Annotated in this window: 16 protein-coding genes and 1 tRNA gene; 10 read left to right on the top strand and 7 right to left on the bottom strand. The window is 72.1% G+C overall.

What is annotated here, in order from left to right; genetic code table 11:
- Window positions 1-2 precede the first annotated feature (2 nt).
- Together ACSMTC_RS15560 and htpX are read left to right on the top strand one after the other, a co-directional pair.
- Entirely contained in the window at window positions 3-1,550 is a 1,548-nt protein-coding gene (locus ACSMTC_RS15560; RefSeq protein ID WP_436564693.1) for an NADH-quinone oxidoreductase subunit N, read from the top strand.
- Window positions 1,551-1,784: 234 nt separating this feature from the next.
- Window positions 1,785-2,648: a zinc metalloprotease HtpX gene (gene htpX, locus ACSMTC_RS15555; protein ID WP_436560281.1), complete on the top strand. Its 864-nt coding sequence runs from the start codon at window positions 1,785-1,787 to the stop codon at window positions 2,646-2,648.
- Window positions 2,649-2,681: 33 nt separating this feature from the next.
- On the opposite strand, the gene ACSMTC_RS15550 is transcribed toward htpX, so the two are convergent.
- From ACSMTC_RS15550 to ACSMTC_RS15535, 4 genes are all read right to left on the bottom strand, one after another.
- Complete coding sequence (locus ACSMTC_RS15550) at window positions 2,682-3,140, bottom strand: DUF7144 family membrane protein (RefSeq protein ID WP_436560280.1); 459 nt, start codon at window positions 3,138-3,140, stop codon at window positions 2,682-2,684.
- A gap of 159 nt (window positions 3,141-3,299) precedes the next feature.
- Window positions 3,300-3,689, bottom strand: a complete 390-nt coding sequence (locus ACSMTC_RS15545) for a hypothetical protein (RefSeq protein WP_436560279.1) — start codon at window positions 3,687-3,689, stop codon at window positions 3,300-3,302.
- A gap of 64 nt (window positions 3,690-3,753) precedes the next feature.
- Window positions 3,754-4,377, bottom strand: coding sequence for a hypothetical protein (locus ACSMTC_RS15540; RefSeq protein WP_436560278.1), 624 nt, complete (start codon window positions 4,375-4,377; stop codon window positions 3,754-3,756).
- A gap of 66 nt (window positions 4,378-4,443) precedes the next feature.
- Window positions 4,444-5,019, bottom strand: coding sequence for a TerD family protein (locus tag ACSMTC_RS15535; protein WP_436560277.1), 576 nt, complete (start codon window positions 5,017-5,019; stop codon window positions 4,444-4,446).
- 390 nt (window positions 5,020-5,409) lie between these two features.
- On the opposite strand from ACSMTC_RS15535, the gene ACSMTC_RS15530 reads away from it, so the two are divergent.
- The 5 genes from ACSMTC_RS15530 to ACSMTC_RS15510 all read left to right on the top strand — a co-directional run bounded on the left by ACSMTC_RS15530 (window position 5,410) and on the right by ACSMTC_RS15510 (window position 8,616).
- Window positions 5,410-5,817 carry a BlaI/MecI/CopY family transcriptional regulator gene (locus ACSMTC_RS15530; RefSeq protein WP_436560276.1) on the top strand — a complete coding sequence of 136 codons (408 nt, stop codon included), beginning with the start codon at window positions 5,410-5,412 and terminating at the stop codon, window positions 5,815-5,817.
- 169 nt (window positions 5,818-5,986) lie between these two features.
- Window positions 5,987-6,463 (top strand): hypothetical protein, encoded by a 477-nt coding sequence (locus ACSMTC_RS15525; RefSeq protein WP_436560275.1) that lies wholly within the window; start codon window positions 5,987-5,989, stop codon window positions 6,461-6,463.
- 87 nt (window positions 6,464-6,550) lie between these two features.
- Entirely contained in the window at window positions 6,551-6,952 is a 402-nt protein-coding gene (locus tag ACSMTC_RS15520) for a YccF domain-containing protein (protein WP_436560274.1), read from the top strand.
- Window positions 6,953-7,075: 123 nt separating this feature from the next.
- The gene (locus ACSMTC_RS15515; RefSeq protein WP_436560273.1) at window positions 7,076-7,978 is read left to right on the top strand and encodes a squalene/phytoene synthase family protein; all 903 of its coding nucleotides are present in this window, start codon (window positions 7,076-7,078) and stop codon (window positions 7,976-7,978) included.
- Window positions 7,979-8,244: 266 nt separating this feature from the next.
- On the top strand, window positions 8,245-8,616 hold the full coding sequence (locus ACSMTC_RS15510; RefSeq protein WP_436560272.1) for a nuclear transport factor 2 family protein: 372 nt from the start codon (window positions 8,245-8,247) through the stop codon (window positions 8,614-8,616).
- 15 nt (window positions 8,617-8,631) lie between these two features.
- Here the strand turns inward: ACSMTC_RS15510 and ACSMTC_RS15505 are convergent, their stop codons facing one another.
- Window positions 8,632-9,633, bottom strand: coding sequence for an NADP-dependent oxidoreductase (locus ACSMTC_RS15505; RefSeq protein WP_436560271.1), 1,002 nt, complete (start codon window positions 9,631-9,633; stop codon window positions 8,632-8,634).
- A gap of 136 nt (window positions 9,634-9,769) precedes the next feature.
- Here ACSMTC_RS15505 and ACSMTC_RS15500 point away from each other — a divergent pair, with 136 nt between their 5' ends.
- Window positions 9,770-10,714, top strand: a complete 945-nt coding sequence (locus tag ACSMTC_RS15500) for a LysR family transcriptional regulator (protein ID WP_436560270.1) — start codon at window positions 9,770-9,772, stop codon at window positions 10,712-10,714.
- Here ACSMTC_RS15500 and mug read toward each other — a convergent pair.
- Window positions 10,648-11,208: a G/U mismatch-specific DNA glycosylase gene (gene mug, locus ACSMTC_RS15495; protein ID WP_436560269.1), complete on the bottom strand. Its 561-nt coding sequence runs from the start codon at window positions 11,206-11,208 to the stop codon at window positions 10,648-10,650. The genes ACSMTC_RS15500 and mug overlap by 67 nt on opposite strands.
- Window positions 11,209-11,427: 219 nt before the next feature.
- On the opposite strand from mug, the gene ACSMTC_RS15490 reads away from it, so the two are divergent.
- Window positions 11,428-11,901 (top strand): hypothetical protein, encoded by a 474-nt coding sequence (locus tag ACSMTC_RS15490; protein ID WP_436560268.1) that lies wholly within the window; start codon window positions 11,428-11,430, stop codon window positions 11,899-11,901.
- Window positions 11,902-12,061: 160 nt separating this feature from the next.
- On the opposite strand, the gene ACSMTC_RS15485 is transcribed toward ACSMTC_RS15490, so the two are convergent.
- Window positions 12,062-12,550, bottom strand: a complete 489-nt coding sequence (locus tag ACSMTC_RS15485) for a YajQ family cyclic di-GMP-binding protein (RefSeq protein WP_436560267.1) — start codon at window positions 12,548-12,550, stop codon at window positions 12,062-12,064.
- A gap of 226 nt (window positions 12,551-12,776) precedes the next feature.
- Here ACSMTC_RS15485 and ACSMTC_RS15480 point away from each other — a divergent pair.
- Window positions 12,777-12,857: transfer RNA gene (locus ACSMTC_RS15480), tRNA-Tyr, on the top strand.
- The last annotated feature ends 73 nt before the right edge of the window (window positions 12,858-12,930 follow it).

The following is a 12,930-nucleotide window of genomic DNA, read 5'->3' as shown; positions in this document are numbered from 1 at the left end:
CCATGACCCTGTCCGCGCCTGATGCGACCTCGCTGGCCGTCGCCAACCCGGGCACGCTCGTGCAGTCGATCGACTGGGTGGCGATCGCGCCCCCGCTGATCGCCGCCCTGGCCGCGCTCGGTGTGCTGCTCGCCGACCTCTTCCTCCCGGCCGGCCGGAAGAAGGCCCTCGGCTGGCTCACCGCCGGCGGACTCGCCCTCGCCCTCATCGCGCTCCTCCCACTGGCCACCGGTCACACTCGGTCGACCTTCTGTCTGCGGACCGTAGCAGCCGCCACCGACAACGGGCTGTGCTCGTACGTCGCCGACGACTTCGCGCTGGCCTTCCAGCTGCTGGCGCTCGGCGGTGCGCTGATCGCGGCGCTGTTCTCCGTCCACACCGTGGAGGAGGAGAAGCTGCCGGGCGGCGAGTACTGGTTCCTGCTGCTCAGCAGCGCCACCGGGGCCGCCCTGCTGCCCGCCTCCCGCGACCTGGCGACGCTGATCATCGCCCTGGAAGTGACCTCGCTGCCCGCCTTCGCGCTGGTCGGCCTGCGCCGGGACGGCCGGGGAGCCGAGGCCGCGCTGAAGTTCTTCCTCTCCTCGGTCACCGCGACGGCCGTGATGCTGCTCGGCGTCAGCTTCGTCTACGCCGCCACCGGCAGCCTGCACCTGGCCGCGGTCGCCGACGGCCTGAGCCACGCCCCGGGACAGCTCAAGCCGCTCGCCGAGGCGGGTGCCGCGCTCACCCTGGTCGGCTTCGCCTTCAAGGTGGCCGCCGTCCCGTTCCACTTCTGGCTGCCGGACACCTACACCGGTGCGCCGGTCCCGGTCGCCGGGTACCTCTCGGTGGTCGGCAAGGCCGCCGGCCTCTCCGGCCTCGCCCTGATCACCACCATCGGCTTCCGCCCGTACGGCCACACCTGGGGCCTGGCGCTGGCCGTGCTCGCCGCGCTGACCATGACGGCGGGCAACGTGGGGGCGCTGCGCCAGCGCGGGAGCACCGCGCACAGTGCCGTCCGGCTGCTCGCCTGGTCCTCGATCGGCCAGGCCGGTTACCTGCTGGTCCCGCTGGCCGCCGCCGGTTACGCGGGCTCGGACCAGCCGATCGGGGCCACCGTCGCGTACGCGCTGATCTACGGCGTGGTGAACCTCGGCGCCTTCGCCGTGGTGGCCGCCGTCGGCCGGAGCGCGGGCAGCCGACTGGACGACTACGCGGGCCTGTTCGCCCGGCGCCGCTGGACGGCGCTCGCGCTGGCCTTCTTCCTGCTCTGCCTGGCCGGTCTGCCGCCGGGCGTGGTCGGCCTGTTCGGCAAGGTGGTGGTCTTCCGGGCGGCCGTGGACGCCGGTCTCGGCTGGCTGGCGGTGGTGATGGCGGTGAACGTCGTGATCGCGCTGTACTACTACCTGGTCTGGACCGCCAAGCTGTTCGCCCCGGCGGAGCGGCCGGTCACCGACCGCCGCCTGCCGGCTCCGCTGGCGGCCACCCTGGGCCTGACCGCGGTCGTCGCGGCCGTGCTCTCGGTGGCTCCGCAGCTGGTCCTCCAGGTCGCCGGCGGCAGCCTGTTCTGAGTACGGAAGGCGAGCGCGGGGCGGGCGACGCTCTGGGGCACGGGAAACCGTGCGGCTCCGCGGTGGGCTGATCGCGCGGGCGGCCGGTCGGGCAGGACCCCGTGCCCCCGGACGTCCGCCCGGCCTCCGGGTGGTTTGTGTGCACAAGGGAACGAAGTCGGCGCACCCCGCCGTTGATCCCAGCAGAGGGATGTGAACCGAAGGCTTCCCACCGCACCACTTGGAGGGCCTGCCGTGCACCGCCAGCACAACGGGTTGAGAACGGCCGCGCTGCTCGGCGGCCTGTCCGCGCTGATCCTGGTGATCGGCAGTTTCTTCGGGCGCACGGGTTTCGTGCTCGCCCTGCTGGTCGCCCTCGGTACCAACGCGTACGCGTACTGGAACAGCGACAAGCTGGCCCTGCGCGCCATGCGGGCCCGTCCGGTGAGCGAGATCGAGGCGCCGCAGCTGTACCGGATCGTCCGTGAGCTCTCCACCTCCGCCCGCCAGCCGATGCCCCGCCTGTACATCTCGCCGACCCCGGCGCCGAACGCCTTCGCCACCGGCCGGAACCCGCGCAACGCCGCGGTCTGCTGCACCGACGGCATCCTGCAGCTGCTGGACGAGCGGGAGCTGCGCGGGGTGCTCGGCCATGAGCTCAGCCATGTCTACAACCGGGACATCCTGATCTCCTCGGTGGCCGGGGCGCTCGCCTCGGTGATCATGTTCCTGGTGAACTTCGCCTGGCTGATCCCGTTCGGGCGGGACGAGGACGACGAGGGGCCCGGGCTGATCGGCATGCTTCTGATCATGATCCTCGGCCCGCTCGCCGCCACCCTGATCCAGCTGGCCGTCAGCCGTTCCCGCGAGTACCAGGCCGATGCGGACGGCGCCAGGATCACCGGCGACCCGCTCGCCCTGGCCAGCGCCCTGCGCAAGCTGGAGCTCGGTACCCAGCGACTGCCGCTGCCGCCGGAGCCGCAGCTCCAGACGGCCAGCCACATGATGATCGCCAGCCCGTTCCGTCCGGGTGAGGCCGGTGCCCGGCTCTTCTCCACCCACCCGCCGATGGCCGAGCGGATCGCCCGCCTGGAGCGGATGGCCGGCTACCAGCGCTGAGCGTACGGCCGCCGGAGTGCCGCCGAGCGCGGGTCACTCGATGTTGTGGGAGTGGTAGGTGCACAGCGCCCAGAGGACGAAGCCGTCGATCGCGATCACCACCAGCGACCAGAGCGGGTAGTACGGCAGGAAGATGAAGTTCAGCGCCAGGCTGACGGCGACCACCAGGATGGCGGCCACACGCGCCCATGGGACGCCCTTGACCACGCCGAAGCCGACCGCGGCCAGGATCACGCCCCACACGATGTGGATCCAGCCCCAGGCGGTGAGGCTGAACTCGAAGGTGTAGTGCGGGGTGGTGACGTAGATGCTGTCCCTGGCCACCGCGACGATGCCCTGGAGGATCTCCAGCACCCCGTTGACCAGCATCATCACCCCGGCGAACAGCACCAGTCCGACGACGGTGTCCGCGCGGTGCGGCCAGGACGGCGGTACGTTCGGGGCGGGGGCCGGGCCCGACGGGTCACGGGGCGGACCAGAAGCCTGAGACATGGCTGCCTCCCTGCTGCCGTGGACGCTTCGGCATTCGATGAGTCGTCCGTATCTGCAGCGTAGGAGGCGTCCGCGACCTCGCAACTCGTCGGGCCGGCGACCGGCCGGAGGGGCCCGGGCACCCCGAGCGGCCGAAGTGTCCGGACCGGCCGGTGGAGGCTACCGCCGGCGGAAGATCCGCTTGATCGCGAGCACGATCGCGACGATCAGGCCGATCGCGAAGAGGATGATCAGCAGGATCACCACGATCACCGCGATACCCAGCTTCTTGAAGAAGCCGCCCTTCTTCTTGGTGCCCGTGCTGTTCTTGCCCATGGCGAGCTGACGGTCACCCTGCCGCACCTGGTCCGAGGACTGCACCCGGTCCGAGGACTGAACCCGGGCCGACGACTCTCCCTGGGCCTGGACGGCGGCAGGCGCGGCGGCGGCGGGAGCGGCGGCCACGGTACGGACCGCGGCAGGGGCCGCCTGGGCCGCGGTCTGCTGTCCCAGCAGCAGCGCGGCCAGCAGCAGAGCGGGCACGGCCCCTGCGATACGGCGTATGTTCACGATCTGGTCCCCTGGTCTTTCGTACGCGTAGGTGGACCGGCTCCCCGGCCGGTCCGGCCTGAGGCTACTGGAGACGGAGGTGGAGGAAGGGAAGCAGACCACGCTCCAGCAGGGCCGTCCGCCAGGCCTCGCGGGCCTGCCTGAGCTCCTCGGCCGGGGTGCTGCCGGCCGGCCCGTCCGACTGGGCGGAACGGCGGCGGGCCGCGGTGGTGAGCAGACCGGCGACCCCGGCGACGACGCAGATCCCGGCGACCACGACGGCCGCCCAGCCCGCGGTGAGCAGCGAGTCGGCCAGGTGGCGCTGGGACCTGGCCAGCCCCAGCGCGTACCCGAGGAGCAGCAGGATCGCCGCGGCGGTTCCGGTGAGCAGGGGGACCAGGACGGCGAGTACGCCCATCAGGCCGCCCGCCCAGTCCTGGTCGACGCCGCGGGCGGGGCCGGGCTTGGTGCTCCCGGCCGCACCGCGCACCCGCAGGTACTCCAGGTACTCGTCGGCGGCGGCAGCCGTGATCTCGCCGGTCGCCGTGCGGGCGAGGGTCTGGAGCTGCTCGGGGCAGAGAGCCGGGTTCCGCTGCAGTGCCTCCCGGATCTCCGGCCGGGCCAGGGCCTGGCGGAGGGCCAGTTCGAAGTCGGCCCGGTCCTGCTGGGGCAGATTGCTCAGCTGTGGCGGGCGGTTGAGTCGGTCCATGCGATCCCCCGGAATCATGGAAGTGAAGGGAGCGACCGTCGGCCTTGTCCTGGCCCGCCGGTCCGCTCAGACGTTGACGCCGTAGTCCAGCGCGATGCCGCGCAGGCCGGAGGCGTAGCCCTGGCCGATGGCGCGGAACTTCCAGTCGGTGCCGAGGCGGTACAGCTCGCCGAAGACCATGGCGGTCTCGGTGGAGGCGTCCTCGGTCAGGTCGTAGCGGGCGATCTCGGTGCCGGTGGCCTGGTTGACGACGCGGATGAAGGCGTTGCGGACCTGGCCGAAGTTCTGTCCCCGGGTGTCGGCGTCGTAGATGGAGACCGGGAAGACGACCTTGGCGACCCCGGGCGGAATGGCCGTCAGGTCGACCTTGATCTGCTCGTCGTCGCCACCGCCGCCGCCGGTGAGGTTGTCGCCGCTGTGCTCGACCGAACCCTCGGGGCTGCGCAGGTTGTTGAAGAAGACGAAGTGCTGGTCGCTGAGCACCCGGCCGGCCTCGGTGCAGAGCAGCGCGCTGGCGTCGAGGTCGAAGTCGGCGCCGGTGGTGGAGCGGACCTCCCAGCCGAGACCGACGACGACGGCCGTCAGGCCCGGGGCCTCCTTGGTCAGCGAGACGTTGCCGCCCTTGGAGAGCGTGACTCCCATGATGCCCCTCCTGGAGTTCCTGGCATCGGTCCGGCAGGCACGGACCTCCGCGGTGCGGCCGGTCCCGGTGCGGCCGACCCGGTCAATGAATCTACATCAGTGTAGAGATAGCGAGAATGCGACGACGCGGGAATTGTTTTGCCGGCGCTTGACATGGCATCGGCCCTGGTCGCCGGTGGCCGGCCGGCCGTGCGGCGGCTCTCGCGGTACGGCGGTCCGTGATCGCGTCCGCTCCGCCGGCGGCCTCGGGCCCGACTTCCGGCGTCCGCCCGCCGGTTGCCGCGGCCTCGGTCCGGCCTTGATCCGCTCGCGGTCCGGGCCCGCTCAGTAGGATGAGAACGGTGCCCCGGCCCGGCGGGGCGGCAGCAGCGGAGGGATGGGGTCATCGCCATGGACGGGGAGCTGAACGCACCGGCGAGGGACCCCCGGGTCCGCCGGCGGGGGCAGGGCGAGTTGGAGGCCCAGGTGCTCGCCGTCCTGCGCGAGGCGCCGGCCCCCGTGACCGCGAGCTGGGTCCAGGAGCACCTCGACGGAGGTCTCGCCTACACCACGGTGATGACCATCCTCTCCCGGCTGCACGCCAAGAACGCCGTCTCCCGTACCCGGTCCGGGCGTTCCTATCTCTGGCTCGCCTCCGCCGACGCCGCCGGGCTCGCCGCCCTGCGGATGCGCAAGGTGCTCGACAACGAGGACGACCGCGGTGCGGTGCTGGCCAGTTTCGTCAGCGCCCTCCTTCCGCACGACGAGGACCTGCTGCGGTCCCTGCTCGACAGCACCTCGGAGGAGGGCGAGGGCTGAGCGGCCGAAGCGCCGCCCCCCTCCCGCCGCACGTCCTTTTCCCGCAGGGCTGTTGACGGTACATCGTCGAAAGTGGGACGCTCGGTCGGCATCGTGGGGACGTCCCGTGCGCGGGCGGACCCCGGTGACTTCATGGTCTTCGAGCGCTCCCTGGAGAGGCGGAGAAGCGGTGGAACGACGGTTGCCCCGGACGGTGTCCTCGATCGCCCTGGTCCTCGCCGGAACGACCCTGGCCGTCTGCGCGGCCGGGACGGCCCAGGCCCGTCCCGCCGACTCCCCCTTCCGGCAGGCCGGTTCGGCGGCCGTCGCGCTCACCGGCGACCCGACGCCGGACCAGCAGGACGCCCTGCGCAAGGTGGCGGGCGCCATCTGGGACGACTCGCTGGCCGCCGGCTGGACCATGAACGGCGACGTGGCCGACGTCCTGTCGCAGGCCACCGGCGAGATCCTCAAGTGCTCCGCCGCGTTCGCGCTGGTCCCCAGGCCCCCGGGGTTCGTGCCCGGCATCGGCTACCTGGTCGGGTACTGGAAGAACCTGCGGGACTACTTCCTGGTGGTCGCCAAGGACCGGACGTACGGCGCCTGTGTGAAGGCGACGGCCCTGAACTACCGCTCCGCCGTCGAAATGGCCTCGATGGGCATCTGACCGACGGCTCCCGGCCGGGCCGGCGGGTGTGGTGGGCCCCGGCAGACCCGGCGGTTCGACGCGTCGCCGGGTGGGAAGCTGGAGGGCGTGAAGCTGATTGATTTTGTGCTCAACGTCCTCTGGCTGGTCTTCTGCGGGATCTGGATGGCCATCGGCTACGCCATCGCCGGGATCGTCTGCTGTGTGCTGATCGTGACCATTCCCTTCGGCATCGCCAGTTTCCGCATCGCCGGCTACATACTGTGGCCGTTCGGGCGGACGACGGTGGAGCGTCCGGACGCCGGGGCGGGGTCGTGCGTCGGCAATGTGATCTGGTTCGTCTTCGCGGGCTGGTGGCTGGCGATCGGGCACCTGGTGACCAGCATTCCGCTGTTCCTGTCGATCATCGGGATCCCGTTCGGCTGGGCCAACCTGAAGATGATCCCGATCTCGCTGATGCCGCTGGGGCGCGAGGTCGTCCCCACGGGCGAGCGGTTCGGCGGGCGCTGAGGCGGCCCGCGGGGGCGGCAGGGCAGGGCGGCCGGTGCAGGGTGGCGTAGGCCGACCGGCGGGGCCGCCGCCCGGTCTCGGTACGGTGGGGCGCCCCGTCTGCCGAACGAAGAGGACACCGCCGTGCCCACCTGGCGCCGCACGCTGACCGCCGCCGGAATATCCGAGGCGCCGGTGCGCGCGGCCTACACCGCCGCCGCCCGGCGGGTGGTGCGGCGGGAGCAGGCCCCGTACCTGGCACTGCGGTTGCTGGCGGAGCCCGCGCTGGTGCCCTTTCTGGTGGCCGGGTTGGCGTTCATGAACCTGGTGGACGATGTGGCCGAGAACGGCACGCTCGACCAACGGGTCCGGGATCTAAGAGAGTTGGGCGAGTGCACCACCCGGGTGCTGGCCTCCGGGCGCAGTTCTGAGCCCGTGCTGGCGGCCTATGCGCACGCGGTGGCCGCGCGAGGGCTGCCGACCGACCGGGTGTCGGCCTTCCTGGACGGGGCGGCCACCGTCGAGGCGGCGTTCGCGGGCTTCGGCACCGATGACGACTACCAGGCCTACCTGGACGACTACGCCTGCCCCGGGGTGCTGGTCTTCGCCGGGCTGCAGTACCAGGACGGGCCGGACGCGGCGGCGGTGGCCGGCTGGCGGCGGTTCGTGGACGCGGCGCAGCGGGTGGACTTCCTGGCCGACCTCGCCGGGGACCTGCGGGAGGGCCGGCTCTGCATCCCGCGCGACCGGCTGGACCGGCACGGGATCACCCGCGCCGAACTGGAGCGGGGTGCGGACGGCCCGGCGGTGCGGGCACTGCTCGCGGAACTGCGCGGGCAGGCGGGCGCGGCGCTGGAGGAGGCCCGGGACGTGGTCGAGCTCAGTGTGCCCGGACTGCGGCCGGTGGTGCGGGCGATGGTCGAGTTGATGGAGTGCCAGTTGCGGGCGGTCGAGCGCGCGGGGGCGGGGGCGCTCCGGCGGGACGTCGGGTACGGGGTGGTGGCGCCGCTGCGGGTGCTGGGGCGGGCGCGGCGGGCCTTTGCGTAGGCGGCTCTCCGGCGGCGCGGTGCCCGGCGCGCGGGGTGCCCGCGGGGCCGGGCGGGGCGAGCCGGTCGTGCGGTGGTGAAGCCGCCTTCCCCGGCCATGGCGACCAGGTGCTCCGGTCGGCGCAGTTCCATAACCAGAGGTGCTGATAACCAGAAGATCCAGATGTTGGACGTATGGCCGGGGAAGGGCGCAGAGTGGGAGGTGTTCGGGGGAGGCGGGCCGGATGGCCGCCACCGCAAGGGAGTTGACGGGAAGGGATGTCCCAGATGGCCGACACCGCCGTGCAGGTTGCCGCCGCCTACTTCGAGGCCTGGCGGACCAAGGACTTCGACGCACTCCGCTCGCTGCTCGCCGATGAGGTGACCTTCGAGGGTCCGCTCGGCCGCGCGGAGGGCGCGGACGACTGCCGGAAGGGTCTGGAGGGCCTCGGGCGGCTGACCGAGGACCTCGTCGTCCAGCGGATGTGCGGCGACGGCACCGACGTGCTGACCTGGTTCGACCTGCACACCACCGTGACGGGCCCGTTCCCGGTGACCAACTGGAGCCGGGTGGAGGACGGCCGGATCACCCGGATCCGGGCCGCCTTCGACCCGCGCGCGCTGCTGGCCGCACTGGAGGCGCAGGACCCTCGGGGCTGAGCGCCCCGGCCCGGCTCAGAGGTCGGCGGTCTGGACGATCATCTTGCCGGTGTTCTCGCCGCGCAGCATGCCGAGGAAGGCGTCGACGACGTTCTCGAGGCCCTGGACCAGGGTGTGCGAGGCCTGCACCCGCCCGGAGCGCAGGTGCGGGATCAGGAACTCCTCCAGCTCGCCCTGGAGATGCCCGTAGTCGCGGACCAGGAAGCCCTCCAGGCGCAGACTCTTGCCGACGATGTCGAAGAGGTTGCGCGGCGCGGCGGGCGGTTCGGTGCTGTTGTACTGCGCGATCCCGCCGCACCAGGCGATCCGGCCGCGCTCCTTGAGCACCTCGATCGCTCCCGCCAGGTGGTCGCCGCCGACGTTGTCGAGGCAGACGTCGACGCCCTCGGGGGCGGCCTGGGCGAGCAGTTCGCCGACCAGGCCCTCGTGGTGGTCGAAGGCGGCGTCGAAGCCGAGGTGCTCGGTCAGGTACTCGGCCTTGGCGGCGGAGCCGGTGCTGCCGATCACCCGTCCGGCACCCAGCAGCCGCGCGATCTGGCCGGCCGCGCTGCCGACACCGCCGCCGGCGGCCGTGATGAAGACGGTCTCGCCCGGCTGCACCTTGGCGATCCGGGTGAGGGCGACGTACGCGCTCAGGCCGGTGCCGCCGAGCACGTTCAGGAAGGCGCTGACCGGTACGCCGTCCGGCCGCGGCAGCACCCGGACCTCGGCCGGGGTCACCACGGCGTGGGTGCGCCAGGCGTGCCGGTGGAACACCAGGGTGCCGACGGCGAGTTCGGGGGCGCGGGACTCCACCACCCGTCCGATCGAGCGGCCCTCCATCGGCTCGTGCAGCTCCCGCCCGCCCTCGTCCATCTCCTCGCGCATGTAGGGGTCGACCGAGAGGTAGACGTTCTCGACCAGTGCGGTGCCCGGGGTGAGTGCCGGGATCGGGGCCTCGACGAAGGCGAAGTTGTCCGCCGTGGGGAAGCCGTGCGGGCGGGAGACCTGGTGGACGAGCATGGCGGTGCGGGTCATCGGAACGCTCCTTGGGATCGGTTGGCCCCAACCGTAGGGAGCGTGTGGATCGCCTGGCAGGGGCCGGCGTCGATGGAGGACGGCCGATCCATCGATTCCGCTCATGGAAGGCGCGGGGCTGGCGTAGATTGCCCGGATGACCGACCTCGCCCCGCACGAGCTGCGGATTCTCCTGGCCGTCGAGCGCGAGCGCAGCTTCACCGCCGCGGCCGTCGCGCTGGACATGTCGCAGTCCGCCGTCTCGCACGCGGTGCGGGTGTGCGAACGCAAGATCGGCGCGGTGCTCTTCGACCGGGGGCGCCACGGGGCGCGCGTGACCCCGGCGGGCGCGCGGGTGGTGCTGCACGCCCGGCGGATCCTCCAACTGCTGGAGACCATGGCCGCCGAGGCCCGCGGCGCCGAGTCCGGTACGGTCAGCGGGCCGCTGCGGATCGCCGCCTTCCGCAGCGCGGCCGTCCATCTGCTGCCCGCCGTTCTGGCCAGGCTGACCGCCGCGCACCCGGGAATCGTCCCGCGGGTGCGGATCGTCCGCGAGGTCGGCCGCGGCACCGCGGGCGAGGTCGCCGACGGCCGCGCCGACCTGGGCATCGCCACTCTCGACACCGCGGCCGCCCCGGGTCCCGGGCTGGTCTCGGGGCGGCTCTTCGAGGAGCCGTACGCCCTGGTCCACCCGGCGGGCCGGGCCGAGCCGCACACCCTCCCGCTGGTCGACTGGGACGAGAACTGCGCCTCGTACACCCGGGACTGGTGGTCCCGTCAGGACTGGATCCCGCCCGCCACGCTGAACGTCGAGGACGACACCGCGACGCTCGCCATGGTCGCCCAGGGCCTGGGGATGTCGATCGTGCCGCGGCTCGCCCTGCTCGGCGCTCCCGCCGGGCTCGCCGTCACCGACCTCGGCCCCCGGCCGCCCACCCGCTCGGTCGGCTACGTCACCACGCCCGAACTCGCCCGCACCGTGGCCGTCCGGGCCCTGGTCAGGGAACTCCGTTCCGCCGAACTCCCGGCCGGGATTCAGACCGTGGGTGGCAGCGCCTCGCGCAGCGTACGGAACTCCGCCGCCAGCCCGTCCAGCGTGTAATGGGCGTTCAGGCCACTGGGGTTGGGCAGTACCCACACCTCCGCGCCGCCGATCCGCTCCGGCTGGAGCCCGATCCGGGCGCGCGGCCTGCGGAACGCGGTCCGGTAGGCGCCGATCCCCAACACGGCCAGCGCGTAAGGGCGCAGCCGCTCCACCCGCTCCACCAGCGCCGCGCCGCCCTGCCGGTACTCCTCGGCGGTCAGCTCGTCCGCCTTGGCCGTGGTGCGCGCGACGACGTTGGTGATGCCCAGGCCCAGCGCCAGCAACTCCTCCTGCTCGTCCGGCCGGAGCTGCCGCGGGGTGAATCCCGAGCGGTACAGCGCGGGCCAGAACCGGTTGCCCGGCCGGGCGAAGTGGTGACCGGTGGCGCCCGACCAGAGGCCGGGGTTGATCCCGCAGAACAGCACCCGCAGTCCGGGGGCGGTGACGTCCCCGATGGTGGTGTCATGGGCGGCGGCGAGCTGCTGGGGGGTCGGTCGGATCGGCTTGGTCATCGGGCCAGTCTGCCGGGCCGGGGCGCGGCACCGGCAGGCGGCCCGGCGCTCCGGGCGCCCGGCGTACGGTACTTGGCGCCCGCCGTCGGGTACCCGGCATCCCGGCCCCCGGTGCGTGGTGCCGGACGTCATCGGTCAGTACTTGACATAAGATCGAATAAATAGTCAGTTCGATTATTCCTGTGGCCCGGTAAGCCGTAAGTAGCGCAGAATGACTGAGTGTCATACGAACTCAGAGCGCTGCTCGCCTCGGTCGAACTGGCCAATGTGGTGGCCGCGGAGGTCCGGCTCGCTCGGGCCGTGCCGCTGGAGCAAGGCCTGGCCCTGATCCCGCTGACCGCCGAGCTCCTGGACTCCCTCGAACAGCCCGACGGCGCGGTGGTGGCGGGCTTCGGATTCTTCCCCCGCGGGCTCGGCCACCGGCTGAGCGCCTGGTCCAAGGCCGGCCCGATCGCCTACGCCGAGGCCGACTACTTCGGTGGCCAGGGCAGCCAGCGGGGCGCGGTCTGGATGGACGGGAAGATCGAACTCGGTCCGCTCGGCATCGAGATCGGCGAAGGCTTCCCCACCGAGGGCAGCCCGATATCCCAGGTGCTGCGCCGCCTCGGCGCACGCCGCCCGCACGGGGCGGACGAGTTCGAGGCGGTCGGCCTCGGCAGGCACCGGCACACGGAGGACTGGCTGGAGCGCTGACCCGGGCGGCGCCGAGCGGTTTGGCGCCGCGCGCTTTGGCGTCGGCCGGTACCGAGGCGCCGGCCGCCGGTACGCACCTCGGCCCCGGACCGCGTGCGGTCCGGGGCCGAGGCGTGCGGCAGGGGGTGCGTGGTCGACGGTGCGCCCGCGCCCCGCCGGGTCAGCGGTAGTTCACGAACTGGATCGCGAAGTCGAGGTCCTTGCCCTTGAGCAGTGCCTGGACCTCCTGCAGGTCGTCCCGGCTCTTCGAGGTGACGCGCAGCTCGTCGCCCTGGACCTGGGCCTTGACGCCCTTGGGGCCCTCATCGCGGATGATCTTCGCGACCTTCTTGGCGTCCTCCTGGGAGATGCCCTCCTTCACGTTGGCGGAGAGCTTGTACTCCTTGCCGGAGAGGTAGGGGTCGCCGGCGTCCAGCGCCTTGAGCGAGAGGCCGCGCTTGATGAACTTGCTCTGGAGCACGTCCAGGATGGCCTTGACCCGCTCTTCGCCGTTGGCCTTCATCTCGATCTTTTCGCCCGACCGGCTGATCTCGCCGCCGACGTTCTTGAAGTCGAAGCGGGTGGCGATCTCGCGGGAGGTCTGGTTGATCGCGTTGTCGACCTCCTGCCACTCGACCTTCGAGACGATGTCGAAACTGGAGTCGGCCATGGTGTGTTGGTCTCCTTGATGCTCTGGCTTCACTGTCCGCGCCCACCCGCGCGGGGCAGGTGCCGCCCAAGCCTATCCAGCGCAGCCCCCGACCGCCCCCGGCAGCCACGCGGCGCCCGCGATCACCGGCCGGGCCGCCGCCCGCCTATCGAGTGGCGGACCACCCCCATCCATCAGGTATGGTTTACCACGTCGAACGGGGCAGACCCCGGGAGGCGAAAATCCTGGCTGGTTGCCCGAGCGGCCAAAGGGAGCAGACTGTAAATCTGTCGCGCAAGCTACGCAGGTTCGAACCCTGCACCAGCCACAGGATAGAGAAACGGCCCCTGATCTGCAGAAATGCGGATCAGGGGCCGTTTCGTTGTGCTCGAACATCGGGT

The sequence above is a fragment of the Kitasatospora sp. HPM-01-4 genome (assembly GCF_051374625.1).
In the GTDB taxonomy this organism is placed as follows: domain Bacteria; phylum Actinomycetota; class Actinomycetes; order Streptomycetales; family Streptomycetaceae; genus Kitasatospora.
Note: the sequence above shows the minus strand (reverse complement) of the source record. Positions and strands in the feature narration are given on the sequence as shown.

What these genes read in the sequence shown, in the direction of transcription:
- ACSMTC_RS15505 (WP_436560271.1), bottom strand. Translation starts at nt 9,633, where the DNA reads ATGACCCGCACCGCCATGCTCGTCCACCAGGTCTCCCGCCCGCACGGC.
- ACSMTC_RS15530 (WP_436560276.1), top strand. Translation starts at nt 5,410, where the DNA reads ATGGACGGGGAGCTGAACGCACCGGCGAGGGACCCCCGGGTCCGCCGG.
- ACSMTC_RS15550 (WP_436560280.1), bottom strand. Translation starts at nt 3,140, where the DNA reads ATGTCTCAGGCTTCTGGTCCGCCCCGTGACCCGTCGGGCCCGGCCCCC.
- mug (WP_436560269.1), bottom strand. Translation starts at nt 11,208, where the DNA reads ATGACCAAGCCGATCCGACCGACCCCCCAGCAGCTCGCCGCCGCCCAT.
- ACSMTC_RS15485 (WP_436560267.1), bottom strand. Translation starts at nt 12,550, where the DNA reads ATGGCCGACTCCAGTTTCGACATCGTCTCGAAGGTCGAGTGGCAGGAG.
- ACSMTC_RS15500 (WP_436560270.1), top strand. Translation starts at nt 9,770, where the DNA reads ATGACCGACCTCGCCCCGCACGAGCTGCGGATTCTCCTGGCCGTCGAG.
- ACSMTC_RS15560 (WP_436564693.1), top strand. Translation starts at nt 3, where the DNA reads ATGACCCTGTCCGCGCCTGATGCGACCTCGCTGGCCGTCGCCAACCCG.
- ACSMTC_RS15540 (WP_436560278.1), bottom strand. Translation starts at nt 4,377, where the DNA reads ATGGACCGACTCAACCGCCCGCCACAGCTGAGCAATCTGCCCCAGCAG.
- ACSMTC_RS15510 (WP_436560272.1), top strand. Translation starts at nt 8,245, where the DNA reads ATGGCCGACACCGCCGTGCAGGTTGCCGCCGCCTACTTCGAGGCCTGG.
- ACSMTC_RS15535 (WP_436560277.1), bottom strand. Translation starts at nt 5,019, where the DNA reads ATGGGAGTCACGCTCTCCAAGGGCGGCAACGTCTCGCTGACCAAGGAG.